At 70.9% G+C, this 26,135-nt stretch carries 19 protein-coding genes; 11 read left to right on the forward strand and 8 right to left on the reverse strand.

What is annotated here, in order from left to right; genetic code table 11:
- Positions 1 to 35 precede the first annotated feature (35 nt).
- Entirely contained in the window at positions 36 to 374 is a 339-nt protein-coding gene (locus tag PKE85_RS01205) for an usg protein (protein ID WP_271202969.1), read from the reverse strand.
- Between the two features lie 253 nt (positions 375 to 627).
- Between PKE85_RS01205 and PKE85_RS01210 the strand changes: the two genes are divergently transcribed.
- A complete protein-coding gene (locus tag PKE85_RS01210) occupies positions 628 to 2,112 on the forward strand; it encodes a hypothetical protein (protein WP_271202970.1) in 1,485 nt (494 codons plus the stop codon).
- A gap of 9 nt (positions 2,113 to 2,121) precedes the next feature.
- Here PKE85_RS01210 and PKE85_RS01215 read toward each other — a convergent pair whose 3' ends face one another.
- The gene (locus PKE85_RS01215) at positions 2,122 to 4,311 is read right to left on the reverse strand and encodes a putative bifunctional diguanylate cyclase/phosphodiesterase (RefSeq protein WP_271202971.1); all 2,190 of its coding nucleotides are present in this window, start codon (positions 4,309 to 4,311) and stop codon (positions 2,122 to 2,124) included.
- A 118-nt stretch (positions 4,312 to 4,429) separates the two neighbouring features.
- Positions 4,430 to 4,819 (reverse strand): hypothetical protein, encoded by a 390-nt coding sequence (locus tag PKE85_RS01220; RefSeq protein ID WP_271202972.1) that lies wholly within the window; start codon positions 4,817 to 4,819, stop codon positions 4,430 to 4,432.
- 207 nt (positions 4,820 to 5,026) lie between these two features.
- Between PKE85_RS01220 and PKE85_RS01225 the strand changes: the two genes are divergently transcribed.
- Both PKE85_RS01225 and PKE85_RS01230 read left to right on the forward strand, forming a co-directional pair.
- Positions 5,027 to 5,188, forward strand: coding sequence for a Thivi_2564 family membrane protein (locus PKE85_RS01225; protein ID WP_271202973.1), 162 nt, complete (start codon positions 5,027 to 5,029; stop codon positions 5,186 to 5,188).
- Between the two features lie 158 nt (positions 5,189 to 5,346).
- Complete coding sequence (locus PKE85_RS01230) at positions 5,347 to 5,817, forward strand: DUF488 domain-containing protein (protein WP_271202974.1); 471 nt, start codon at positions 5,347 to 5,349, stop codon at positions 5,815 to 5,817.
- A 17-nt stretch (positions 5,818 to 5,834) separates the two neighbouring features.
- On the opposite strand, the gene PKE85_RS01235 is transcribed toward PKE85_RS01230, so the two are convergent.
- Entirely contained in the window at positions 5,835 to 6,833 is a 999-nt protein-coding gene (locus PKE85_RS01235; protein WP_271202975.1) for an alpha/beta fold hydrolase, read from the reverse strand.
- Positions 6,834 to 7,047: 214 nt separating this feature from the next.
- On the opposite strand from PKE85_RS01235, the gene PKE85_RS01240 reads away from it, so the two are divergent.
- The 3 genes from PKE85_RS01240 (at position 7,048) to PKE85_RS01250 (ending at position 14,300) form a co-directional block, all read left to right on the forward strand.
- Entirely contained in the window at positions 7,048 to 7,530 is a 483-nt protein-coding gene (locus PKE85_RS01240) for an Hsp20 family protein (protein ID WP_271202976.1), read from the forward strand.
- Between the two features lie 423 nt (positions 7,531 to 7,953).
- Positions 7,954 to 12,693: a glutamate synthase large subunit gene (gene gltB, locus PKE85_RS01245; RefSeq protein ID WP_271202977.1), complete on the forward strand. Its 4,740-nt coding sequence runs from the start codon at positions 7,954 to 7,956 to the stop codon at positions 12,691 to 12,693.
- Between the two features lie 182 nt (positions 12,694 to 12,875).
- Positions 12,876 to 14,300 (forward strand): glutamate synthase subunit beta, encoded by a 1,425-nt coding sequence (locus PKE85_RS01250; RefSeq protein ID WP_271202978.1) that lies wholly within the window; start codon positions 12,876 to 12,878, stop codon positions 14,298 to 14,300.
- A 399-nt stretch (positions 14,301 to 14,699) separates the two neighbouring features.
- Here PKE85_RS01250 and PKE85_RS01255 read toward each other — a convergent pair whose 3' ends face one another.
- On the reverse strand, positions 14,700 to 15,407 hold the full coding sequence (locus PKE85_RS01255; protein WP_271202979.1) for an outer-membrane lipoprotein carrier protein LolA: 708 nt from the start codon (positions 15,405 to 15,407) through the stop codon (positions 14,700 to 14,702).
- 127 nt (positions 15,408 to 15,534) lie between these two features.
- Positions 15,535 to 16,722, reverse strand: a complete 1,188-nt coding sequence (locus PKE85_RS01260) for an FAD-dependent monooxygenase (RefSeq protein WP_271202980.1) — start codon at positions 16,720 to 16,722, stop codon at positions 15,535 to 15,537.
- A 114-nt stretch (positions 16,723 to 16,836) separates the two neighbouring features.
- Here PKE85_RS01260 and tesB point away from each other — a divergent pair, with 114 nt between their 5' ends.
- The 5 genes from tesB to lepB all read left to right on the forward strand — a co-directional run bounded on the left by tesB (position 16,837) and on the right by lepB (position 23,686).
- The gene (tesB, locus tag PKE85_RS01265; RefSeq protein WP_271202981.1) at positions 16,837 to 17,697 is read left to right on the forward strand and encodes an acyl-CoA thioesterase II; all 861 of its coding nucleotides are present in this window, start codon (positions 16,837 to 16,839) and stop codon (positions 17,695 to 17,697) included.
- A gap of 328 nt (positions 17,698 to 18,025) precedes the next feature.
- Positions 18,026 to 18,364, forward strand: a complete 339-nt coding sequence (locus PKE85_RS01270) for a P-II family nitrogen regulator (RefSeq protein ID WP_271202982.1) — start codon at positions 18,026 to 18,028, stop codon at positions 18,362 to 18,364.
- Positions 18,365 to 18,419: 55 nt separating this feature from the next.
- Complete coding sequence (locus tag PKE85_RS01275) at positions 18,420 to 19,760, forward strand: ammonium transporter (protein ID WP_428981300.1); 1,341 nt, start codon at positions 18,420 to 18,422, stop codon at positions 19,758 to 19,760.
- A gap of 298 nt (positions 19,761 to 20,058) precedes the next feature.
- Positions 20,059 to 22,689, forward strand: a complete 2,631-nt coding sequence (locus PKE85_RS01280) for a DNA translocase FtsK (RefSeq protein ID WP_271202983.1) — start codon at positions 20,059 to 20,061, stop codon at positions 22,687 to 22,689.
- Between the two features lie 76 nt (positions 22,690 to 22,765).
- Complete coding sequence (lepB, locus tag PKE85_RS01285; protein WP_271202984.1) at positions 22,766 to 23,686, forward strand: signal peptidase I; 921 nt, start codon at positions 22,766 to 22,768, stop codon at positions 23,684 to 23,686.
- A 6-nt stretch (positions 23,687 to 23,692) separates the two neighbouring features.
- Here the strand turns inward: lepB and PKE85_RS01290 are convergent, their stop codons facing one another.
- On the reverse strand, positions 23,693 to 24,670 hold the full coding sequence (locus PKE85_RS01290) for an NAD-dependent epimerase/dehydratase family protein (RefSeq protein WP_271202985.1): 978 nt from the start codon (positions 24,668 to 24,670) through the stop codon (positions 23,693 to 23,695).
- A complete protein-coding gene (locus PKE85_RS01295; RefSeq protein ID WP_271202986.1) occupies positions 24,667 to 26,121 on the reverse strand; it encodes an oligosaccharide flippase family protein in 1,455 nt (484 codons plus the stop codon). The genes PKE85_RS01290 and PKE85_RS01295 overlap by 4 nt, the downstream gene beginning before the upstream one ends.
- Positions 26,122 to 26,135 lie beyond the last annotated feature (14 nt).

Genomic DNA, 26,135 nt, shown 5'->3' on the forward strand with positions numbered 1-26,135 from the left:
CGGCGCCCGCCGCAATCAGGCGGCGCCGGCCGTCCTCAGTTCAGGCGCAGGACCGCCCGCACCGGCTGGAAATCCGCCGGTCCGATCAGCCGCTTGTGCCCGACCCGCACCGAGTGGAGGATGCCCTCGATCTCCCGGCGCCACCAGTCCAGGAAGCCGCGCAGCACCGGATAGTCCGGCGCGCGGTCGTACTCCTGCCAGACATAGGCCTGCAGCAGCGCCGGATGGTCGGGCATGCGGTAGAGGATTTCCGCCGTGGTCAGGCCGAAGCCGTCGATCTGCTTGCGGAAGTCGTCGGTCGGTCGGGTCAGTTCCTGGCGTTCGGCCGAGGCGTCGGCCGGCGCAGGTTTGGGAGAGACGTCGCATCCGCTCATGTCGCGCTCCTCTGCAGTGATGGAGGCGCGGTCGCCGTCGCGCCCCCGGACGTCCAGTGTGGGACGTCTGACAGTTCAATGACAATCTTCGATCGTTAACAAAACGTTGCGATCAAGGTGTTGGCAGCCGATGGACTTGAGTGCTGCCCCCGACGACTTCATGTCTGCTTGCCCGTTATCGCCCGGGATGACCGCCGCCGTCGCCGCGCTATGATGGCGGTCCGCGCCGCCCCACGCGCAACGGAGCCCGCCCATGCTCATCTCCCGCCGCAGCCTGATCGCCGGCGCGCTGGCCGCGCCGTTTCTGGCGCGGCCTCAGGCGGTCCTCGCCGCGTTCCGGCCGTCGGAGTTCGGCGCCGCGATGGACGGCGCGGCCGACGACGCCCCGGCGCTTGGCCGGCTGGTCGCCGCCGCCGCCAAGGCGGGCCGGCGCGCCGAGATTCCGGCGGGGGACTACGTCATCGGCTCCAACGCCTTTTCGGCCTCCGGGCTCGGGAGGGTGGAGATCGCCTGCGAGGACGGCGTCCGTTTCGTCAACGCCGGGCGGCTGTTCGACGACGCCGGCGGCGGGCAGGCCAAACGCGTGCCGTGGAGCATCGGCTTCGACGGCTGCGACGAGGTGCGCTGGAGCGGCGGCCGCATCGTGACCACGGGTGGGAGACTGCGGGGACGGGGCGTCGGCGTGTTCACCCTCGAAAACCATGGCGAGCGGCGGCCGGTGCTGAACGTGGAGCGCTGCGGCGTCTTCAGCGCCGAGAGGCTGACGCTCGAGGGCGATCCCGGCCCCGCTCTCAACATGGAAGCCCAGCCCTGGGCCGCCGCGATCGACGCGCCGCAGCGCCTGCGGCTCATTCTGGGCAACGCCTTCTTCCGCGCCCGTGACTGCCGCAGCGTGCGGCTCGCCGATTGCGCGCTGGCGCCCAACGCCTGCGCCCGGGAGCAGTGGACCATGGTGGACTGCGGCCGGGTGGAGATACGAGGCCTGACCAGCCGCTCGACGGAATCCAATTTCGCGAGCCTCGCCAAGATCATCCGCTGCGGCGAGGTGGACGTGTCGGAAATCGACGTGGCGGACCCCGGTTCCGGCTCGCTGGTGGACGTGATCGCCGACCGCTTCCGCTACCACGCCGTGCGCATCGACTACCCCAACGGCAAGCTGCTGGACGTCAGCCGGGAATGGGGCGATCTGAACGCGCCGATCGGCGAGGGGGTGATCGCAAACTGCCGCACCAACGGCTGGGGCGTGGTCAGCGTGCGCGGCCGCAGCGACGAGCGACAGGTGGCGGGCGCGCCCATCGGATCGATCCGCATCGTCGACACCGAGTTCTCGCTGGCGGGCGACCGCAGCGGCGACAAGCGGCCGCCCGCGGCCTTCCGCCTGGGCGGAGTGGACGCGCTGACGGTGGAGAACTGCCGGTTTACGAACGTGGCGTTCGATGGCGCGCCGTCCGCCCGGCCGTCCCGGCTGGCGCTGACCGGCTGCCGCTTCGAGTGGACGTCGGCCGCGACCACCCCGTCGCGGGCGATCCGCACCGGCGTGCCGACCGTTTATGACGGCGTGAGCTTCGCGGGCGTGGGCGAGGGGCGCGGGCAGAACCTGTTCTTCACCACCATGAAGGACACGCCCGGTCGCCACGCCTTCACGCGCTGCGCCTTCCGCGACCTCGTGCTGCGCACCCGCGGCGACGTGGCGTTCGAGGACTGCACGTTCGAGAACGTCGAGCGCCGGCCGATCTGAGCGCCGCGGTCAGGCCGCCGAGTGACGGGCGTCAGGCTTTCCGCGCAGGGCGTCGATGTCTTCGGCCGCGAGCGGGCGCGCCATGAGATAGCCCTGCACCTCTTCGCAGTGGTCGAGACGCAGCAGATCGAGCTGCTCCGCGGTCTCGACGCCTTCGGCGGTGACGGAGAGGCCCAGGGCCTTGCCGAGCCCGAGGATGGCCTGGACGATGGCGCGGGAGTCGCCGGTGGTCTGCAGGTCGGCGATGAAGCTCTGGTCGATCTTGATGGCGTCGAAGGGGAAGCTCTTCAGGTAGCCAAGCGACGAGTAGCCGGTGCCGAAATCGTCCATGGACAGCATCACGCCGAGCGTCTTCAGATCGGCGAGGATGCGTCCGGCGCGGTCCACGTCCTCCAGCAGCACGCCCTCGGTGAGCTCCAGCTCCAGCCGGTGCGCCGGCAGCCCGGTTTCGGCCAGCGTGTCGGCCACGATCTTCACGAAGTCGGCGCTGCGGAACTGAGCCGGCGAAACATTGACCGAAACGCTGAGGTCCGGCCATGTGACGGCCTTCTCGCAGGCCATGCGCAGCACGCGCGCGCCGAGCGGCGCGATCAGGCCGGTCTCCTCCGCCAGCGGGATGAACTCGCCGGGATTGACCAGCCCGCGCGTGGGGTGACGCCAGCGCACCAGCGCCTCGACGCCCCGCAGTCGCATGGAGTTGGCGTCGTAGCGCGGCTGGAACAGCAGGAAGAACTCGTCGCGATCCAGGCCCCGGCGCATGTCCGCGTCCAGCGCGCGGCGCGTGAGGATGCGCTCGTCCATGTCGTGGGAGAAGAACTTGAAGGTCCCGCGGCCCGCGGCCTTGGCCTGGTAGAGCGCGATGTCGGACAGGCGCAGCAGCTCCTCAGGCGTGGCCGCGTCCTCGGGAGACAGGGCGATGCCGATCGACAGGCCCACGTAGAGGATCGTGTCCTCGATCTCGATGGGCGCCGTCACCGCGTCCTGCAGCCTCCGGCACAGCGCCTCCACGTCGTCGGCGTCGATGCGCGGCACGACCACGGCGAACTCGTCGCCGCCGATGCGCGCGACCAGGTCGCCTTCGCGCAACGCGCGCGTCAGCCGCTCGGCGGTCTCCCTCAGCACCCGGTCTCCGACCGGATGGCCGAGCGCGTCGTTGACGGGCTTGAACCGGTCGAGGTCGAGATAGAGCACCGCGAGAGGGCGGCCGCCGGCAAGGTCGCTGGTCAGGCGGCGGGTCAGCATGGCCCGGTTCGGCAGGCCGGTGACGGCGTCGTGGAACGCCTTGCGCTCCGCGTCCTGATAGGCCTCCACCAGCATGTCGGCGCTGGTCTGGGCCTCCACCGCAGCGCGGGCGGCGTAGCGCAGGGTGACCAGAATCAGCAGGATCAGCGCCAGCGCCGCGATGATGAGCCAGGGCGTCAGCTCCCGCATCATGCGCGCGCCGGGCTGGTCCGGCGTCCAGCGCAGGGTGATCACGGAGCCGGGCGCTTCGCCCGCCACGAGCGACGGTTTGGCCGCCGCGTCGGCCGCGTCCCAGGCGACGCGCAGCTGGGTCACGAACAGGCTTTCGCCGAGGGCCTCCAGCGTCGCGGGGGTCAGGCGTTCGCCGAAGATGAGCACGGTGGACGGGCCGGGCGCCGGCTGAACGAAGCGGTCGCCGCCGGTGGAGATCGCGGCGGCGGTGGCCATCACGGGGTTGCGACCGTCGGTGAGCACGGCGCGCTCGACCGTGGTGGTGTTCGGCGGCGCGGCGCGCGCCCGTTCGATCAACTGCTTCAGGCCGGGACCGAACGCCTGTTCGGCCGGCATATCCGACGCCGCGCCGTCCACCATGCCGTGAACCACGCGGCCGTCGGGCGCGACGGCGAAGACGAGGCCGAAATCGAAGCGCGAGAACAGCGTCGCGCCGAGATTGCCCTCGTCGTAGGCCCAGACCCGGTTCGGACGCAGGTGCAGGTTTTCGTAGGCGTCGCCCCAGCCGGCGTAGTCTGCGAGCAGTCGCTCCTGCGCGTCCCAGCGCCCGTTCCACGCCGCGCGCGCCAGCACAAGCGAGCGCGCCTCCGCGTCCTGGTCCGCGCGATGCGCGATGCCGTCCAGTGTCGCATAGGACAGGACGAAGGCCGCGATCAGCGTCCCTATGAGCGGGGCCACGGCCTTCCGCCCGAACATTTTAAGGAACTGCGCGGTCGCGTTCGTCATGAGCCTTTCCGGTCGTCCACGTCGCGAGCAAACAGGGGTGGAGTAAACGGCGGATTGGACTTGAAAGATCTTGCCCTGATTTCGCGGGCGAGGGTGAACGTCGCCTCAACGTACGATGTTAGCGTCGATCTCTGGTGAGCGCCCGGGCGCAGAGCACGTCCAGAAGCGTCACGCCCGCGACCGCCGCGAAAGCGGCGAAGGCGACCCGGCGCCGCGGGTTGGAGCGGCTGAGCGCCGGCGCAAGCGCCGCCAGATCCATGGCGTCGCCCGCGACCCGCGCCCAGATCATCAAGGGCCGTGCGCGCCGCCAGCCGAACAGGCCGGCGCGGGTTCCGACCTCCCGGACGCCGAGGCCCTTCAGGAACTGGTGGTTGCGTTCGAGCCCGACGCTGCGGGCCAGAGCGCCCGGCGCCGCCAGCTCCACCGCGGCGAGCGCAAGCGTCGCCCAGCCGAGCGCGGTGGTGATGGTTTCCGCCTCGCGGCGGCTCGGGAGGGACGGCAGGGCCATGAGCGGGTGTCTCCGGTCGGCGCAGGAAGGAACGGGTCAGCGAAGACATGGCGCGCTGGAGCCCGGCGCACAGCGTCGCCGAATGTCGTGTCCCGCGGCAGGAACGGATTCCGCAGGTTCGCGTTTACACAGCGCGACGGCGCGTAAAACGCGGGGCGGCCGTCCTGATGTTTCGACCCGCCTCCGCTTCAAGAAGGATGACCTGCGATGTCTCCCCTGATCGGCATTCTGATCACCGTTCTGGTGATCTTCCTTGTGCTCTATCTCGTCGGCATGCTGCCCGTGGACGGCCGGGCCAAGCAGATCATTCGTATCATCGTGATCATCATCGGCATCATCTCGCTGCTGAAGTATCTGGCGGTGTTCTGATCCGACGGTTTTCTGAAACGCATTCCGGATGAGCGGGGGCGGCGTCGCGTGACGCCGCCCCCGTCGTTTGCGCCTTGGGCCCTTGCGGGCTGGCGCAGGGCGCCGCACCAGTGGCGGGGAGCGCTTAATCGCGGGCGCGGAGACCTCAAGGGCGCGGCATGACCGACCTGTTCACCATCGGATATGAGGGCGCGACGCCCCGGACGCTGGCCGACGCGCTGGAGGCGGCGGGGGTCGAGGTGCTGGTGGACGTGCGCGCGGTGGCCAACTCCCGCCGGCCGGGCTTCTCCAAGCGGGCGCTCGCCGCCGGTCTCGACGAGCGCGGCCTCGCCTATCTGCACCTGCGGGCGCTCGGCACCCCGGCGGACGGGCGCGCCGCCGCCCGCGCCGGCCGCCACGACGAGATGCGCGCCATCTTCGAGGCTCATCTGCGCACCGAGAAAGCGCAGGAGGAACTCGCCGGGCTGCGGGAGATCGTCCGCACCGGCCGGAAGCTGTGCCTGCTCTGCTTCGAGCGCGAGCCCGAACACTGCCACCGCCAGATGATCGCCGAACGGGTCGAGGCCGCGGAGGACGGCGTCGCCATCCGCCACCTGCACGCGCTGCCGGCCGCCTTCGTAAGCGCCTGAGCCCTCTTAGGCCCGGATCACGCCAGCTCGCGCCGGCCGGGGACGAAGGCGTCGAACGCCGCCCAGAACAGGTCGCGCAGCTCGTCCCGCTCCATCAGGATCTCGTGGCGGGCGCCGGCGAGGCGGAGCTTGCCGCCGCAGCGTATGCGGTCGGCGAAACGCTCGCTCGCCAGCGGATCGACGATGCGGTCGCGGCCCGCGGAGATCGCCAGCGTCGGCGTGCGCAGCCGCTCGGGAACGCCCGCAAGCGCCGTCGCCGTCATGGCGCGGAACGCGGCGTGGACCCAGCCGATGGTGGGCGAGCCCAGAGCCAGCGCGGGCTCCTTCGTGATCAGCGCCACCGAGCGGGCGTAACGCGCGGCGTCGGAGGTGAGGCGGTTGCCCTCGAACGGCTTCAGCGCCATCACGCGGTCGGCCCCGCTCGGGATGTAGGAGCCGGAGAAGCCGATGCGCCCGAGCCCGGTGGCGAGGCCGCGGGCGAAGAACTCGGCGCGCGCCAGCGGCAGGCCGATCATCGGCCCCGCCAGCACCATGCGCTCGAACCATTGCGGCTGGCGCAGCGCCAGCGCCACCAGCACCGGCGCCGACATGGAATGGCCGAGCGCGTAATAGGGCGGCGGGCAGTGCGGCAGCACGATCTCGCGCATGAAGGCTTCGGCGTCGAGCCGGTAGTCGCCGAAGTCCGCCACATGGCCCTTGAACGGGTTGGACAGCAGGCGCTGGCTGCCGCCCTGGCCGCGGAAATCGAAGGTGGCGACCGCGAAGCCCCGCGCCATCAGGTCGGCGACCGTCTCGCCGTACTTCTCGATGAACTCCGCCCGGCCCTGGAACAGGCAGACCGTGCCCTTCAGCGCGCCGGCCGGCTTCCAGAACGCGGCGCGCAGGGCCACGCCGTCGGCGGCGCGGAACAGCCGCGGGGCGCCGGCGTCCGGGAACGGCGCGTCGGGGACGAGCACGAAATCCTCGCGGGCGGCGCGCGGCGCAGGCCCGGAGCGGCGAAGACGGAGCGGCGGCATGGCGATGGCTTGGCGTCTCCTTGAGCCGGATCGCTCGGACAGGCTCTAGCAGAGCCCGCGATGAAGAGCCACGCCGCGCCCCTTGAAGGGCCGAAACCGGCTTCCTACGTCAGGGTCGTCGCAGGCCAAACGGCTGCGGCGACTTGCGAAAACGGCCCGGCCAGGACGGCGGGCCGCATTCGATCCATATCGCTTTTCTCAAGGATGTGACCCGATGCGCCAGTTCGATCTTTCGCCCCTCTACCGCTCCACCGTCGGCTTCGACCGGCTGTTCTCCCTGCTCGACGGCGTCGCCGGCGGCTCCGAGTCCGCGCCCGGCTATCCGCCCTACAACATCGAGCGCACCAGCGAGAACGCCTACCGGGTGACGGTGGCCGTCGCCGGCTTCGCGGAGTCCGACCTCTCCATCGAGGTCAAGGAGAACGCGCTCACGGTGCGCGGCGAGAAGACACAGGATGAGCGCCGCGGCGAGCTTCTGCATCAGGGCATCGCCGCCCGCGCCTTCGAGCGCCGCTTCCAGCTCGCCGACCATGTGCAGGTGACCGGCGCGAGCCTCGAGAACGGCCTGCTCCATATCGACCTCGTGCGCGAGGTGCCGGAAGCCAAGAAGCCGCGCGTCATCGCCATCGGTTCGGGCGCGAAGCCCGCCGCGATCGACGCAAGGGCCCATGAGCCGGAGCCGGCGGAAGCCGCCTGACCGGCGGATTCCGCGACGCTCTCTCTGCGCGGGCGCCCCGGGTCTCCGGGGCGCCCTTGTTTTTGGCGTTCGCTCCCGTTCCACGCCGCTTCTCGCGCCATTCGCTTGGGCAACAAACCGCTCCATCGCGAACGAGAGCAATTCCAGATGTTGCGGCAAACGGGCCTCTGCGCTGCATAAAACGGCTTTGGAGCCGTTCTAGACGCTTGTGCCGGGGCTCCAAGTCTGACATGGTGCGGGCGCAATAGGACAGCATGCCTGTCCATTTGCATGACGGCGGCGTTCCTTATTCACTCAAGAACGGTTCCAAGCCGCGCATCCCGGAAGGGACGGCGGATCGGAGCCGGTCGCGCAGTCTGCGGAACACGTCGTCGCCCATCACGGAACGCATCGCCGCGCTCGGCCTCGCCGACCGGCGCCATCATGGGGTTCGCCATGGCCAGAACGATCGAGAACGAGGTTCGCCCGTCCACGCCGCAGGTCGCCGACGCGACCGCTCGCGCCGGCGGGGCGAAAACCATCGTGGTCGACCATGGCCTGCCCAAGGCGCAGGGCCTCTACGACCCCCGGCATGAGAAGGACAGCTGCGGCGTCGGCTTCGTGGCCGACATGAAGGGCCGCAAGAGCCACGCCATCATCGAGCACGGCGTCCGCATCCTCGAGAACCTGGAGCATCGCGGCGCGGTGGGCGCCGACCCGCGCGCCGGCGACGGCGCCGGCATGCTGGTGCAGATTCCGCACCGGTTCTTCGCCGCCGAAGCCGAGCGGCTGGGCTTCACGCTGCCGGAGCCCGGCTTCTACGCCGTCGGCCACGTCTTCGCCCCGCGCGAACCGGCCGCGGTCGAGAACCTGAAGGCGGTGTTCGAGCGCGTGATCGCGCAGGAGGGCCAGACCTTCCTCGGCTGGCGCGAGGTGCCGACCGACAACTCCTCGCTCGGCGAGAGCGTGAAGCCCACCGAGCCGGTGCAGCTTCAGGTCTTCATCGGCCGCTCGCCCTCGATCGAGAGCGAGGACGATTTCGAGCGCAAGCTGTTTATCCTGCGCAAGGTGGTCTCCAACGAGATCTACGGCCAGGACCCGCGCGCCTCGTCCTACTACCCGGTGTCGCTGTCCTGCCGGACCATCGTCTACAAGGGCATGTTCCTGGCCGACCAGCTTTCGGCCTACTACCCCGACCTGAAGGACGAGCGGTTCGAGAGCGCGCTGGCGCTGGTGCATCAGCGCTTCTCCACCAACACCTTCCCGGCCTGGTCGCTGGCGCATCCCTACCGCATGGTCGCGCACAACGGCGAGATCAACACGCTGCGGGGCAACGTGAACTGGATGGCGGCCCGGCAGGCCTCCGTCGACAGCGAGCTTTACGGCAACGACATCTCCAAGCTCTGGCCCATTTCCTATGAGGGCCAGTCCGACACCGCCTGCCTCGACAACGCGCTCGAGTTCCTGGTGCAGGGCGGCTACAGCCTCGTCCACGCCATGATGGTGCTGGTGCCCGAGGCCTGGGCCGGCAACCCGCTGATGGACGAGCAGCGCCGCGCCTTCTACGAGTACCACGCCGCCGTGATGGAGCCGTGGGACGGCCCCGCAGCCGTCGCCTTCACCGACGGTCGCCAGATCGGCGCCACCCTCGACCGCAACGGCCTGCGCCCCGCGCGCTGGTACGTCACCGACGACGACCTCGTGGTCATGGCGTCGGAGATGGGCGTGCTGCCGTTCCCCGAGCACAAGATCGTCCGCAAGTGGCGGCTGCAGCCCGGCCGCATGTTGCTGATCGACATGGCGGAGGGCCGCATCGTCTCCGACGAGGAGATCAAGGCGAGCCTGACGCAGGCGCGGCCCTACAAGGAGTGGCTGGCCCGGACCCAGCTCGTGCTGGAGGACCTGCCCGACGCGCCGCCGCCGCGGCCGCGCCGGGAGGCGAGCCTGCTCGATCGCCAGCAGGCCTTCGGCTACACCCAGGAGGACCTCAAGCTGCTGATGGCGCCCATGGCGACCACCGGGCAGGAGGCCGTGGGCTCCATGGGCACGGACACGCCGCTGTCGGCGCTCTCCACCCGCTCCAAGCTGCTCTACACCTACTTCAAGCAGAACTTCGCCCAGGTCACCAACCCGCCGATCGACCCGATCCGCGAGGAGCTGGTCATGAGCCTCGTGTCCTTCATCGGGCCGCGGCCGAACCTGTTCGACCTCGACGGCTCGTCGAAGAAGAAGCGGCTGGAGGTGCGCCAGCCGATCCTCACCAACGAGGATCTGGAGAAGATCCGCGCCATCGACGATCTGGCGGAGAGCCATTTCCAGACCCGCACGCTCGACACCACCTATCCCGCCGAGAAGGGCGCGGAGGGCATGGAGGACGCGATCGAGCGCCTGTGCGAGCGCGCGGTGGCGGCGGTGAGCGGCGGCTTCAACATCGTCGTGCTGTCCGACCGGCTGATCGGGCCGGGCCGCATCGCCATTCCGGCCGCGCTCGCCACCGCCGCCGTGCATCATCACCTCATCCGCCGCGGCCTGCGCACCTCGGTCGGCCTGGTGGTGGAGAGCGGCGAGCCGCGCGAGATCCATCACTTCGCGGTGCTGGCGGGCTACGGCGCGGAAGCCATCAACCCCTATCTCGCCTTCGAGACGCTGGACACGATGCATTCGGCGCTGGACTTCCCCGAGCGGGTGGACGCCCGCGAGGTGCGCCAGCGCTACATCAAGTCCATCGGCAAGGGCTTGCTGAAGGTGATGTCCAAGATGGGCATCTCCACCTACCAGTCCTATTGCGGCGCGCAGATCTTCGACGCGGTCGGCCTGTCCTCGGCCTTCGTGGAGAAGTACTTCACCGGCACGGCGACGCCGGTCGGCGGCGTCGGCCTGGCCGAGGTGGCCGAGGAGACCGTGCGCCGGCACAGGATCGCCTTCTCCGACGTGCCGGTGCTGCGCTCGGCGCTGGATGTGGGCGGCGAATACGCCTTCCGCATCCGCGGCGAGGAGCACGCCTGGACGCCTGAGACGGTGGCCGACCTGCAGCACGCGGTGCGCACGAAGTCCTACGGCAAGTACGAGGACTTCGCCAAGGAGATGAACGACCAGGCGGAGCGCCTGCTGACGCTGCGCGGGCTGTTCCGCATCCGCACCGCCAAGGAGCGCGGCCGCGAGCCGATCGCGCTGCATCAGGTGGAGGCGGCCTCCGAGATCGTGAAGCGCTTCGTCACCGGCGCCATGTCCTTCGGCTCCATCAGCCGCGAGGCCCATGAGACGCTGGCGATCGCCATGAACCGCATCGGCGGCCGCTCCAACACCGGCGAGGGCGGCGAGGAGCCGGAGCGCTTCGTTCCGCTCGCCAACGGCGACTCGAAGCGCTCGTCCATCAAGCAGGTGGCGTCCGGCCGCTTCGGCGTGACCACCGAGTATCTGGTCAACGCCGACGTCATCCAGATCAAGGTGGCGCAGGGCGCGAAGCCCGGCGAAGGCGGCCAGCTTCCCGGCCACAAGGTGGACGCGGCCATCGCCAAGGTGCGCCGCTCCACGCCGGGCGTCGGCCTGATCTCGCCGCCGCCGCACCACGACATCTACTCGATCGAGGATCTGGCGCAGCTCATCTACGACCTGAAGAACGTCAACCCGGCGTCGGACGTGTCGGTGAAGCTCGTGTCCGAGGTGGGCGTGGGCACGGTGGCGGCCGGCGTCGCCAAGGCGCGCGCCGACCACATCACCATCTCCGGCTTCGAGGGCGGCACCGGCGCGAGCCCGCTGACCTCGCTGAAGCACGCCGGCGGCCCGTGGGAGACCGGCCTCGCCGAGACCCAGCAGACGCTCGTCATGAACAAGCTGCGCGGCCGGGTGCGGCTGCAGGTGGACGGCGGCCTGCGCACGGGCCGCGACGTCATCGTCGGCGCGCTGCTGGGCGCGGACGAGTTCGGCTTCTCCACCGCGCCGCTGATCGCGGCCGGCTGCCTGATGATGCGCAAGTGCCACCTGAACACCTGCCCGGTGGGCATCGCCACCCAGGACCCGGTGCTGCGCAAGCGCTTCAAGGGCACGCCCGAGAACGTGGTGGACTACCTGTTCTTCGTGGCCGAGGAGGCGCGTCGCCTGCTCGCCGAGATGGGCTTCGCCTCTCTCGACGAGGTGATCGGACGCTCCGACCTGCTCGACAAGCGTGACGCCATCGGCCACTGGAAGGCGCGCGGGCTCGACTTCGGCAAGCTGTTCGCCAAGCCGCAGGCCGGGCCGGACGTCGCCATCCGCCACGCCGAGACGCAGGACCATCATCTGGAGAGCGTGCTCGATCGCGACCTGATCGAGGCGGCGAAGCCCGCGCTCGAGTCCGGCGAGCCGGTGACGATCGAGCGGGAGATCCGCAGCCGCAACCGCTCCGCGGGCGCCATGCTTTCGGGCGCGGTGGCCAAGGCCTACGGCGCGGGCGGCCTGCCGGACGACGCCATCACGGTGAAGCTGACCGGCACCGCCGGCCAGAGCTTCGGCGCGTTCCTGGCCGCGGGCGTCACCTTCGAGCTCACGGGCGAGGCCAACGACTACGTGGGCAAGGGTCTGTCGGGCGGTCGGATCATCATCCGCCCGGCGGAGGACGCCGGCATCGTGGCGGAGGAGTCCATCATCGTCGGCAACACCGTGCTCTACGGCGCGATCGAGGGCGAGTGCTACTTCCGCGGCGTCGCGGGCGAGCGCTTCGCGGTCCGCAACTCCGGCGCGGTCGCCGTGGTCGAGGGCGCGGGCGATCACGGCTGCGAGTACATGACCGGCGGCGTGGTGGTGGTGCTGGGCAAGACCGGCCGCAATTTCGCGGCCGGCATGTCCGGCGGCGTGGCCTATGTGCTGGACGAAGCCGGCGACTTCGCCGCCCGCTGCAACCTGTCGATGGTCGATCTGGAGCCGGTGCCGGAGGAGGAGGATCTCATGCGCGAGATCCACCACCACGGCGGCGATCTGGAGTTCAAGGGCCGCATCCAGGTGGACCCGGACATGACGCGCCACGACGAGGAGCGGCTGAAGCAGCTCATCGCCGCGCACATGACCCACACCGGCTCGACCCGCGCCAAGGCGATCCTGGACGACTGGGCCGCCTACCGCGACAAGTTCGTCAAGGTGATGCCGGTCGAGTACCGCCGCGCCCTCCGGGAGATGGAGAAAGCGCGGGCCCTGCAGGCGGCGGAGTGATCCGCGCCGCGTCACGCGACATCGTGGCCCCGGACGACCGCAAGGCTCGCTCCGGGGCCGTCATCAGGATTAAGCTCCGTTCAAGGCATGGTTCCGGCGGCCCCGCGCGAGGCGGCGCACGGTCCGGAACGCCGCGGCGGGCGCGCTAGCGACAAGGGCCTCCTGCGGGAGGAGACCAGACGATGGGCAAGGTCACAGGTTTTCTTGAGATCGACCGGCAGGAGCCGCGCTATCAGCCGGCGTCGGACCGCATCCGCCATTACCGCGAGTTCACGCTGCCGCTGACCGACGGCGAGGTGGAGAAGCAGGCCGCGCGCTGCATGGATTGCGGCATCCCGTTCTGCCACGGCCCGCAGGGCTGCCCGGTGAACAACCAGATCCCGGACTGGAACGACCTCGTCTACCACGACGACTGGGAGGAGGCGGCGCGCAACCTGCACTCCACCAACAACTTCCCCGAGTTCACCGGTCGCATCTGCCCCGCCCCCTGCGAAGAGGCGTGCACGCTGAACCTCGAGGACATCCCGGTCGCCATCAAGACCGTGGAGCAGGCGATCGCGGACAAGGCCTGGGCCAGCGGCTGGATCAGGCCCGAGCCGGCGGACGTGAAGACCGGCAAGTCGGTCGCGGTCGTGGGCTCGGGTCCCGCCGGGCTCGCCGCCGCTCAGCAGCTCGCCCGCGCCGGCCACGACGTCCATGTCTATGAGCGCGAGCCCAAGGCCGGCGGCCTGCTGCGCTACGGCATCCCGGACTTCAAGATGGAGAAGAGCCACATCGACCGCCGGGTGGCGCAGATGGAGGCCGAGGGCGTCACGTTCCACTACGGCGTGAACGTGGGCCGCGACCTGCCGGTCTCCGAGCTGAACCAGAAGCACGACGCGGTGCTGTTCGCCGGCGGCGCCGAGAAGCCGCGCGACCCGCAGCTTCCCGGTCAGGAGCTGAAGGGCGTGCACAACGCCATGCCCTATCTGGTGCAGCAGAACCGCCGCAACGGCTTCGAGAACCACATCCCGGAAGAGACCGTCGAGGCCTCCGCCAGGCATGTGGTGGTCATCGGCGGCGGCGACACCGCGTCCGACTGCGTGGGCACCGCCTTCCGCCAGGGCGCCATCGCGGTGACGCAGCTCGACATCCGGCCCGTGCCGCCGAAGGTCGAGGACAAGCTGCTGACCTGGCCTTACTGGCCGACCAAGTTCCGCACCTCCTCCTCCCAAGCGGAGGGCGCGGAGCGCGAGTTCGCCGCGGTCACGCTCGGCATCGAGGGCAAGAACGGCAGGGTGACCGGCGTCCGCTGCGCCCGCGCCGACGCCAAGCGCCAGCCGATCCCCGGCACCGAGTTCGTGATCAAGGCGGATCTGGTGTTCATCGCGCTCGGCTTCGTCAGCCCGGTGCATGAGGGGCTGGTGGAGCAGTCGGGCGTGGCGCTGGACAAGCGCGGCAACGTACTGGCCGACGAGCAGAGCTACGTCACCTCCAACCCGAAGGTGTTCGCGGCCGGCGACATGCGCCGCGGCCAGTCGCTGGTGGTGTGGGCCATCCGCGAGGGCCGTCAGGCCGCCCACGCCATCGACGCCTATCTGATGGGCTCCAGCGCGCTGCCGCGCTGAGGCCCGCGGGCCCGATCCGCCGCTCGGCCTTCGGGCCGCGCCTGAACACGATGGCCCGGTCCCGATGGAGCGGGCCATTTTCGTGCGCGGCGTCGCGCCGTCGCCCGAGACGGCCCGCGTCGACGGTTCGCGGGAGATCGCGCAGGCAGAGGGCGGGGGGGATGCAGGTTCAGCCCGGGGCCAAACAAAAAAGGCGTCCGACCCCGGGGGAAAGGTCGGACGCCCGCGCTTGACGCGCTTTGTGCCGGCGCGTGATGGCCGGCGCCACGAAGCCTCTTACGCACCCCGCGACGGGGGAAACGCGGAGAGCGTCGGTTCAGCCTCGCTCGACCAGCGAGATGGTCATGGCCCCGCCTTTCGTCAAGGACACGACGGCGTGACCCTGAGAAAAATTCGGCCTCACCGGGGGCCGCCGCGCACCACGCCCTGCCGGTTGATGCGGAACACCCGCGGGTCTGGCTTGCGGGCGGTGTCGATGCTGTCGAGGGCCACGGTGGTCTCGCCGCCGCGGGCGTCGGTGACGGTCCAGGACTGCAGCTTGTAGTCGGCTCCGCCGAACATGAGCTGGAGCTGGGACTTGCCGCCGATGGCGCGCTTCTCCTCCAGGATCACGGACACGATCTCCGGGTCCTGAAACACCCCGATCACGTTGGCGTCCTGCAGAAGGTCGATGCGCTTCTGCAGCAGGAAGCGCAGCGGCGTCTGGCTGAGCGGATAGAGGTCCTGGGTGTTGAGCTTGCGGTTGCGCACCGCGACCGAGTCGCCGTCCGAGATGATTTCGAGCTGGCTCGGGGCCGCGTACTGGAACCGTATCTTGCCCGGCTTGTCGAGATAGAGCGTCCCATTGGTGCGCCGCCCGTCCGGGCCGACCTGGGTGAAGTTCGCCACCATGGTCTGGATCGAGTTCACATAGTCGCTGATGCGGCCGAGCGTGGCGCGCTGGGCGGCGTTGAGCTTCGCCACCGGCACGCCGCGGTTGGCGGCCGCGGGCTGGATCAGGCTCGCGGGCGGCGGCGGCACGTCCGTCATGTTGGTCTGCTGCGCCAGCGCGGGGGAGGCGGCGGCGAGGCCGAACAGGACAGCGGCGGACAGGCGGAGACGGGACATCGTGACGGCGGCCTCGTGAGACAGGGACGCGCATGAAGGCGCGGCGCAGGAAGCTAGCGCCGCGGGCGCTGAGGTCGAGCCGGGACGTGAACGGAGCTTCGTGGCGATTTCAGGTTCGGCCGAGCGGTCACAGTCCGGAGGCGGCCGCCACGATGCGGCGCTTGAGGGCGGGCGCGCGGTCCACAAGCCCCATGCCCACGTCACGCAGCGGCCGGGCGAGGTTGGTCGCGAACAGGCGGTAGAGCCCGTCCATGGCGGTGGCGAAGCCCGCCACCTCGAAGCGGCGGGCGCTCTCATAGGCGCCGAGCGTCGCGGGGGCGCCCAGATCCTCGCCCGCGCGGGCGGCGGCGCTCAGGACGCGGGTCAGCGCCGCCACGTCGCGCAGGCCGAGATTGAGGCCCTGGCCCGCCAGCGGATGCACCACATGGGCGGCGTCGCCGATCAGCGCCACCCGCCGCCCCACGAAGCTGCGGGCCAGCAGGAAGCGCAGCGGAAACGCCCCGCGGGGGCCGGCGAGGGCGAGCCGGCCGAAGTCCGGTCCGGCCCGCTTCGCGGCCTCGGCCAGAAAGGCGTCGTCGTCGAGCGCGGCCATGTCCGCGGCCGTGGCGCGGCGCTCGCTCCACACCAGCGACGAGCGGTTTCCGGCGAGCGGCAGCATGGCGAAGGGGCCGCCCGGCAGGAAGTGCTGCACCGCCACGTCGCCATGGGGCGCCTCATGGGCGAGCGTCGCCACCAGCGCGGTCTGGTCGTAGGGGAAGGCGCTGACCGCGATCTTCTCCCGGGCGCGCACGCCGGAGCGGGCGCCGTCGGCCGCGACCAGCAGGCGCGCGCGGGTTTCGTCCCCGCCGTCGAGGCGGAGCGTGACGACGCCCGTGGAGGCGGCGTGGGACCGGATGGCGCGGGAGACGAAGGTCACGCCCAACGCTTCGGCCCGGGCGGCGAGCGCGGCGCGCAGGTCCGTGTCGAAGACCATGTGGGCGAAAGGCTCGTCCGCCGGCAGGTCCCGCCCGAGCTCCAGAAAGGTCGGGCGCAGGGCGTCGTCGAGCCGGCTGTCGGTGATCCTGAGGCCGGCCACCGGATGGGCGTCCGCCGGCCAGGCGCCGGCGCGCTCCAGCAGGCGGCGGCCGTCCGCGGCGATCATGGTGGCGCGGCCGTCGTCGCGCGCCGCGCCAAGCGTCGGATCGAACGCCGCGACCCGGACGCCCGCGCCCAGCTCCGTCTTCAGCGCCACGGCGAGGGCGAGTCCCGCCGCGCCGGCGCCGGCGATGGCGATGTCATGGACGGGAGCGGCGGCGGAGCGGGCGGGCGCGGTCATGGGTCCTGTCATAGCATGGCGGCCGCGCTTCGGGACGACGGTTCGACGCGGGTTCGGGTTGACGCGCGCCCGGCGCCGGCCATCACTCCAGACCTGAACCGTGAAGGAGCCGCCATGTCCGCCGTCGCCGATCTGCTCAGGATCCTCGATCTGGAGCCGCTGGAGCGCAACCTGTTCCGGGGCCTGAGCCCCCAGACCAACTGGCAGCGCGTGTTCGGCGGCCAGGTGGTGGGGCAGGCGCTGGTGGCCGCGACCCGCACCGTGGACGGCCGCCCGCCCCATTCGCTCCACGGCTATTTCATGCTCCCCGGCGATCCCAAGGCCCCGATCATTTACGAGGTCGACCGCATCCACGACGGCCGAAGCTTCGTCACGCGGCGGGTGAACGCGATCCAGCACGGGCAGGCGATCTTCTCCATGGCCGCCTCCTACCACCGGGACGAGGAGGGCTATTCCCACCAGATGGACATGCCCGACACGCCGAAGCCGGATCAGCTTCCCAGCGAACAGGCGCTGAAGGAGCAGCTGATGCCCACCATGCCGGAGGCGATCCGGTTGTATTTCGAGCGCGAACGCCCGATCGAGCTGCGCCACGCCGACCCCATGCGCTTCCTCGACGGCAAGCCCCGGCCGCCGTTCCAGAGCGTCTGGATCCGCGCCACCGCGCCCCTGCCGGACGATCCCGCCATCCACCAGTGCGTGCTGGCCTACGCCTCCGACATGACGCTGCTGGACACGGCGCTGGTCGCCCACGGCGACACGGTGTTCTCCGGCGACATCATGGCCGCGAGCCTCGACCACGCGCTGTGGTTCCACCGGCCGTTCCGGGCCGACGAATGGCTGCTCTACACCCAGGACAGCCCCTTCGCCGGCGGCGCCCGCGGTCTGACCCGAGGACGCATCTACACGGAAGGCGGCGAACTGGTGGCCTCCGTGGCGCAGGAGGGGCTGATCCGGCGACGCCGGCGCGGCTGATTCCCCGAGCGGCAGCGTCATGCTTATTTCGTGAGCGCAGCCCAATCGGCGCCTTAATTTGCTGCACGCGAAATAAGCATATGGTGCATTTCGTGAGCATATTCGGATCGTTCCGGCGGATTTCGGCGCCGGGGACTCGCGAAGCGTGTTCGGAATCAAGCTTTCCCGTCGCGCGTGGGCAGTTGGCACGACCCTTGAATTAAGGGCGTCGGCGAGGCTCGGCGGCCGAAGGATCGGCCGGTCGAGCGTCTCGAACCACGCAACAGTCGATCGGCCCATGGCCGCCTCAGGGGCGGGACAGGTCGATGGGCCAACGGGGAAGCGACGCATGAAACTCGTGATGGCCATCATCAAGCCGTTCAAGCTGGACGAGGTGCGCGACGCCCTCACCGGCATCGGCGTCCACGGCCTCACCGTCACCGAGGTGAAGGGCTACGGACGCCAGAAGGGGCACACCGAAATCTACCGCGGCGCGGAATATGCGGTGAGCTTCCTTCCGAAGCTGAAGATCGAGGTCGCGGTCGCGGCCGGCTCGGTCGACAAGGTGGTGGAGGCCATCGCGGCGGCCGCCAAGACCGGCCAGATCGGCGACGGCAAGATCTTCGTCTACTCGATCGAACAGGCGGTGCGCATCCGTACCGGCGAAACCGACGGCGACGCGCTCTGAGCGCCTCAACCGCGCCCTCCTCAACATATTTCGACGACTTCGGGAGTCTAGCTCGATGAAACTCGGTTCCGTGCTCCGCTGGGGAGCCCCGGCGCTGGCCGCCGGATTGATGATGTCCGCCGCGGCTTTCGCGCAGGACGCCGCCGCGCCGGCCGCCGCCGCGCCCACGGTCGACAAAGGCGACGTCGCCTGGATGATCGTGTCGTGCGTCCTCGTCCTGTTCATGACCATCCCCGGCCTCGCGCTGTTCTACGGCGGCCTCGTCCGCGCCAAGAACATGCTGTCGGTGCTCATGCAGGTCTCGGCCATCGCCTGCCTGATGATGGTGGTCTGGATCGTTTACGGCTACAGCCTCGCCTTCAGCGGCGGCAACGCCTTCATCGGCGACTTCGGCAAGATCTTCCTCTCCGGCGTGACGTCCGAGTCGCTGGCCGACACGTTCACCGACGGCGTGAAGATCCCCGAATACATCTTCATCGCCTTCCAGATGACCTTCGCGGCCATCACCCCGGCCCTGATCATCGGCGCCTTCGCCGAGCGCATCAAGTTCTCGGCGGTGCTGCTGTTCTCGGTGCTCTGGGTCACCTTCTGCTACTACCCGATCGCGCACATGGTGTGGGCGTCGAACGGCATGATCTTCAACTGGGGCGCGCTGGACTTCGCCGGCGGCACGGTGGTGCACATCAACTCGGGCGTCGCGGCGCTCGTGGGCGCGCTCGTCATCGGCAAGCGCGTGGGCTACGGCAAGGACATCATCGCTCCGCACTCGCTGCCGCTGACCCTGATCGGCGCCGGCATGCTGTGGGTCGGCTGGTTCGGCTTCAACGCCGGCTCCAACCTCGAGTCGAACGCGGGCACCACGCTCGCGGTGCTGAACACCTTCGTCGCCACCGCCGGCGCGGGCCTCGCCTGGATGTTCGTGGAATGGGCCGCCAAGGGTAAGCCCAGCATGCTGGGCCTCGCCTCCGGCATCGTGGCCGGCCTCGTGGCCATCACCCCGGCCGCCGGCGTCTCCGGCCCGATGGGCGCTCTGGTCCTCGGCGCGGTCGCCGCGGTGGTCTGCTTCATCTTCTGCACCACGGTGAAGAACGCACTCGGCTATGACGACAGCCTGGACGTGTTCGGCATCCACGGCGTGGGCGGCATCGTCGGCGCCATCGGCACCGGCATCGTCGTCAGCCCGGCGCTGGGCGGTGTCGGCGTCGACGGCTACGCCATGGCGAGCCAGGTCGTGACCCAGATCAAGGCCGTCGCCGTCACCATCGTGTGGACCGGCGTGGGCAGCTTCATTCTCTACAAGATCGTGGACGTGCTGGTCGGCCTCCGCGTCTCGGTGGAGGAGGAGCGCGAGGGCCTCGACCTCATCTCCCACGGCGAGCGCGCCTACCACAGCTGAGCGGATCCGCTCCTTCACGCGACGCGAAAGGCCCCGGTTTCCGGGGCCTTTCTTTTTGCGGGCCGGCCGCCCCTTGGCGCTCTTGGGGAATTCCACGCCTGCGGCCGCTCCGGCGGCGAGAAGTAAGCGCCTCTTAACCCTCCCGCTTTACCTTTCGGGGAAGAACCGGCCGAAGTGTCGATCAAGCGTTCATGAGGTTGGCGTCGTTGATGCGGGTGTGGTGTGAGGACAGGGCCGCGGCGAAACGCGGCCGTCGCTGCGGCGGCGCGCGGACCCCCGCGCGGATGGGAGCGTGACCATGCGCACGCTGAGGACCACGCGCTCCCGCGGTTTCCAGCCCGTCGCGATGCTGCCGGACTCGCTGCGCGAGGCGTTGGCGCGCCGCGCCGTCGAGCTCGGCGGGCTGACGCTGGTCGGCCTTGGCGCGCTCGCCGCCGTGGCGCTCGCCACCTGGTCGGTGCAGGATCCGAGCCTCAGCCACGCCACCGACGCGCCGATCCACAACATGGTCGGCCCCGCCGGCGCGGTGGTGGCCGACCTGCTCACCCAGCTGTTCGGGCTCGCCGCCGCCTTCTTCGTGCTGCCGGTGGCGATCTGGGGCTGGCGTCTGCTCACCCACCGCGCCATCGAGCGCGAGAAGCTCAAGCTCGCGGCCTGGCCGATCTCCGCGGCGCTGCTGGCGGGGTTCGTCGGCTTCTTTCCGGCCTCGCCCGGCTGGCCGCTGCCCACCGGGCTCGGCGGCGTGCTGGGCGACCTGTTCACCATGGCCGCGGACGCAATCGGCTTCACCTCCGGCGTCGCGCGCATCGGCGCCGCCGCCATGCTGGGGCTGGCGGGCCTTGGCGCCTTCGCGGTCGCGATCGGCCTCATCGGCCCGGACGACGCGGCGGAGGACCTGGCGCCCGCGCCGCGCCGGGACGGGCGGACCGAGCCGGTCCTGACCCATGCCCCCCGCCGTCCCGCGCCGCAGGTCGCCCCGCAGGCGCAGGACGACTACGACGACGGGGAGGACGACGACCGCCGTCTGGTCTCGCTCGGCCTGCTGGTGCATTGGGGCCTGTCCGCCAGGGCGGCGCTCGGCCGGGCCGTGTCGCGCCGCGGGCCCGCCTCGAGCGACGACGAGCGCGCGCTGTCGCGCATTCTGGAACGCGCCGCCGCCGCCGAGGACCGCGACGCCGAAGGCCCCGTGGCGCTGCGCCGGGAGCCCGGCTTCGACCGCCGCGACGCGCCGGACGAGCGCGGCCGGCGCGAGCCGGTGCTGGCGCCGTCGGTTCTCGGCGGCGCGCCGCAGCAGCTCGCGGGCGCCGAGCGTCCGGCCGGCCGGGTGGCGCCGGTTCCCGCCGCGCCCCGTCCGGGCCGCCGCATGGCGCGCGAGGCCCAGCCCGACCTGCTCGACCGCGACGGCTACGAGCTGCCGCCGCTGACGCTGCTCGCCGAGCCGAAGAAGAGCGTCGCCCCGCAGGCGAGCGCGGAGTCGCTGGAGCAGAACGCCCGCATGCTGGAGGAGGTGCTGCAGGACTACGGCGTCCGCGGCGCCATCATCAACGTGAAGCCCGGTCCCGTGGTCACGCTCTACGAGCTGGAGCCCGCGCCCGGCATCAAGTCGAGCCGCGTGATCGGCCTCGCCGACGACATCGCCCGCTCCATGAGCGCGGTGGCGGCGCGCGTGGCGGTGATCCCGGGCCGCAACGTCATCGGCATCGAGCTGCCCAACGCAAGGCGCGAGACCGTCTACCTGCGCGAGCTGCTGGCCTCGGCCGACTTCGAGAAGGCCAAGATGCGGCTGCCCTTGTGCCTCGGCAAGACCATCGGCGGCGAGCCGGTGATCGCGGAGCTCGCCCGCATGCCGCACCTGCTGATCGCCGGCACCACCGGCTCGGGCAAGTCGGTCGCCATCAACACCATGATCATGTCGCTGCTCTACCGGCTGAAGCCGGAGGAGTGCCGGCTGATCATGATCGACCCCAAGATGCTCGAACTCTCCATCTACGAGGGCATCCCCCATCTGCTGACGCCGGTGGTCACCGACCCGAAGAAGGCGGTGACGGCGCTGAAATGGGCGGTGCGCGAGATGGAGGACCGCTACCGCAAGATGTCCAAGCTCGGCGTGCGCAACATCGACGGCTTCAACGCCCGGGCCGAGCAGGCGCTCGCCAAGGGCGAGGCCATCACCCGCACGGTGCAGACCGGCTTCGACAAGGACACCGGCGAGGCGGTCTACGAGCAGGAGGTGATGGAGATCGGCAAGCTGCCCTACATCGTCGTCATCGTGGACGAGATGGCCGATCTCATGCTGGTGGCGGGCAAGGAGATCGAGGGCGCGATCCAGCGTCTCGCCCAGATGGCGCGCGCCGCCGGCATCCACATCGTGATGGCGACCCAGCGGCCCTCGGTGGACGTGATCACCGGCACCATCAAGGCCAACTTCCCGACCCGCATCTCGTTCCAGGTGACGTCCAAGATCGACAGCCGCACCATCCTCGGCGAGATGGGCGCCGAGCAGCTTCTCGGTCAGGGCGACATGCTGCACATGGCCGGCGGCGGCCGCATCAGCCGCGTCCACGGGCCATACTGCTCGGATCAGGAGGTGGAGGACATCGTGGCGCATCTGAAGCGTCAGGGCCGTCCCGACTATCTCGACGCGGTGCTGGCGGACGAGGACGGCGAGACGGGCGAGGACGGCGCCGTGCTCGACAAGGGGTCCTTCGGCGACGAGGGCGGCGACGTTTACGATCAGGCGGTGCAGGTGGTGCTGCGCGACAAGAAGTGCTCCACCTCCTACATCCAGCGCCGGCTGCAGATCGGCTACAACCGCGCCGCCTCGCTGGTGGAGCGCATGGAGAAGGAAGGCGTGGTCGGCCCCGCCAACCACGCCGGCAAGCGCGAGATCCTGCTCGCGACCGAAGACCGCGACGACGACGCGGCGTAAGGTCCCGCGACGCCGCTTGCGCAACCGATCACGTTCAGGCTATGGCGGCCCGGATGCAACTTCCGGGAGCATGTCGATGGCTGACGCGGTGATCCGCAAGCCCGGCTTCGGGGCCGCCGCGCTGACCTTTCTGCTGTCGCTCCTGCTGCCGCCGGCCGGCTACCTCTACATTGGTCACGCCCGTCGCGGCCTCGCGCAACTGGCCGTCCTGCTCGGGCTGATTGCGCTTCCCGCGTTCGGGCCGGCGGCGCTGTTCCAGAGCGCGGCCGGGCTCGCGGCTTACGTGGCGCTCGGCGTCATCGCGCTTCTGGCTTTCTTGGCGGACTCCGTCCGTCTCCTGCTCATGGGACGGGCTCGGCGCGGCCTGCCGTATCAGCGCTGGTGGGTCTACGCGGCGGTCGTGGCGGGATGGTTTGGATACGGCTTTGCGGACGACGCGCTGAAACAGGCCGATCTGAAGACCGTCCGCAGCTACCGGGCCCCAAGCTCATCCTCGCTGCCGACCCTGCGGACCGGCGAGGCCTTCATCGCGACGCGCCTGAGCGATCCGCTGCGGCGCGGCGATCTCGTGCTTTACCGCGTGGCGAACGACGCCCGCGTTGGCCGGGTGATGGCGCTGGGCGGCGACCGCATCGCGATGCGGAACGGCGCGGTGGTCCTCAACGGCGTCGAACTGAAGCGGGAGGCCGCGCCGCCGTTCGTCTCGCCGGCGGGCGAGGGGATGCCGGCCCGCGAGCTGCCGGCGTTCCGCGAGACCAACGCCGAGGGCCGTTCCTACCTGACGCTCGATCTGAACGAGAACGGTTTCCTCGACAACGCCGATGAAGTCGAGGTTCCGGCCGGCCACGTGTTCCTGATGGGCGACAACCGGGACAACTCCTTGGACAGCCGGGCGCCGGGCGCGGTCGGCTTTGTGCCGGAGGCCAACGTCCCCCGGCGCGTCGGCCTGATCTACTGGAGCCGCGACTCCGACCGGATCGGGACGGTGGTCGAGTAAGACGCGCTACCGGCTGCGCGTCAGACCCTCGTCCAGCCGGATTCCGGCGCGGGCGCCCAGCAGGCGCTCGGCGGCTTCCGTGTCGAAGATCGCCTTCCGCGCGAACAGCGCGCGTTCGCCGGCTGAGGGCGCCAAGGCCTCGCCTTCGAGACCGGGCAGCCCGAGCCGGCGCCAGAGTTTGGCGGGCGTGGCGAGCCTCGCGTTCCACGTGAGAGCGGCGGGCGAGAGGCGGCGGGGCGGAGCGTCGCCGAAGGCCCCCGCGAGCGCGCCGAAATAGGCGTTCCAGCTCGGGGTGTCCGGGCCGACCAGATGAAGCGCCGCCGCGGGGGGCAACTCCAGCCGCTCAGGCCCAGCGAGCCGCCGGGCGGCGGCGGCGGTCAAGGCCGCCACGTCCTCCACATGGATCAGCGGCGCGATTCCGTCGCCGGCCGCGCCCATGTCGCCCACCGCCCCGGTCGCGAGGCGCCGGCGCAGCTTGTCGATCCAGAACCGGCTGCCCGGCCCGTAGACAACGCCGGGGCGCAGCAGCAGCGCCCGGCGCGCGGGGTTCTGCGCCGCCCAGTCGCGCGCGGCCCTTTCGCAGGCGACCTTGGCCTCGCCGTAAGGCCCGAGCGGGCCGAGGCCCTCGTCCTCCTCCCGGATCGGGCCGTCGCGCTCGCCATAAACCGCGATCGAGGACATCAGGATCAGGCTCGGGACGCCGTTCGCCGCCATGGCCTCCAGCAGCCGCCGGGTCTGGGGCGCCATGTCCGCGTCGGCGCCATAGGCGGCGTGGATCACCACGTCCACGCCGCTCGTCGCCGCCGCGATCTGCTCCGGCCGGTCGAGGTCGCAGGGCGTGGGCGTGATCGCGGGGGCGAGATCATGCGCAAGCGGCGCCCGGCGCAGGCCCGCGCGCACCGCGAAGCCCTCGTCCGCCAGCCGGGCCGCGACGCGGGCGCCGATGAAGCCGCCGGCGCCGGTGACGAGCGCGAGGGGCGTCATGAGGTGGTCTCCGCCGGGCGGCCGCGTCGGGGCCGCAGCTCCAGCGCCATGGCGCGCAGGGTGTGACGGGCGAAGACGGCGAGCAGCGCCACATAGAGCGCGGCGCCTGCCGCCGCGGCGCCGAGCACGGCCGCGAGATCCCCGTAAGGCCGCAGCGCGGCGACCAGCGCGGCCGCGGCGAGCCCCATGGCCGCCGACAGCGCCCAGGCGGGCGCGAGCGCCACCACGCGCCGCCTGGGGGGCCAGCCGAGCACGGCGGCCGGCAGCAGCAGCGCCATGGCGGCCTGCGCCCCGTCGCCGATCAGGCGCGCGAAGCCGACGGCCGGCGGCCCGAGCGGGATGGCGAGCACCAGCACCGCAAGGGTGGCGGCGAAGCCGAGCAGGCTGGAGGCGAGCCCGAACTCCGGCCGCCCCGCCGCCGACAGCGCGGTGAACACCAGCCGCGCGGGCACGGCGAGCGCCCCGCCGAGCGCGAGGCAGACGGCGATCTCGCCGGCCGACTCCCAGCCCGGCCCCGCCACCAGCGGCAGCAGCGCCGGCGTCACCGCCGCAAGCCCCACGAACACCGGCGCGATCAGATAGGCGGTCCGCCCCGCCACCAGCCCCGGCGTGGCGCCGGGCCGGGCGAAGAACGAGAACGACAGGTTGTGGGCGGTGGCCACGATCGCGCCGCGGATCGGCTCGATCAGCCGCATGGCCATGTTGACGTAGCCGAGCGTGGTGACGCCGTAGGCCGCGCCCACCACGGTGTTGAAGGCGAGGTAGGTCAGGTTGTCCGCGAGCCGTTCCAGAAACGAGAAGCCGGCGAAGCGGCTGAGCTCCTTCAGCCGCGCGGTGGACCAGCGCGGCCGGATGAGCGCGCCGAGCCGCGCCTGCAGCAGGACGGCGCGGGCGATCATCACGAACAGCCGCACCCCGATCAGCGCCCAGACGCCCGCGCCGGCGACGGCGAGGGCGAGGCTCAACGAGACGCCGATCACATGGCCCATGAGGCTGGCGTAGGCCACGTCGTTGAAGCGGCGGCGGCGGCGGGCGAGCGCGGTGGCGATGTCGGTGTGGCCGCTGAAGAACATGGCGAGTGACGCCACCGGCAGCAGCAGCCCGAGCTCCGGCGCGTCGTAGAAGGCGCCGAGCGCCATGCCGCCGGGAATGGTGAGCAGCAGCAGCGCAAGCCCCGCGAGCCACGAGGCGGCGAGCGCCGCCTCCAGATGCGAGCGCCGCAGCCGCTTGCGCTGGGCCAGCGCTTCCTCGAACGGCGCGCCCACGAACACGGAGAGCACGGCGACCACGGTCAGCGCCAGCGCCGTGACGCCGAAGTCGCGCGGCTCCAGCAGGCGCGACAGCACGGCGGTGCTGAGGGTGAGCAGAAGGATGCGGCCGATGGCGTCCGCGCCGGCCCAGCCGATCCAGCCGATCACCTTCGTCCCGCGTGGGCGCGCGCTTTCGGGCATGGGAGACTTACGCC

It is taken from the genome of Methylopila jiangsuensis (assembly GCF_027922305.1).
Taxonomy (GTDB): Bacteria; Pseudomonadota; Alphaproteobacteria; order Rhizobiales; family Methylopilaceae; genus Methylopila; species Methylopila jiangsuensis.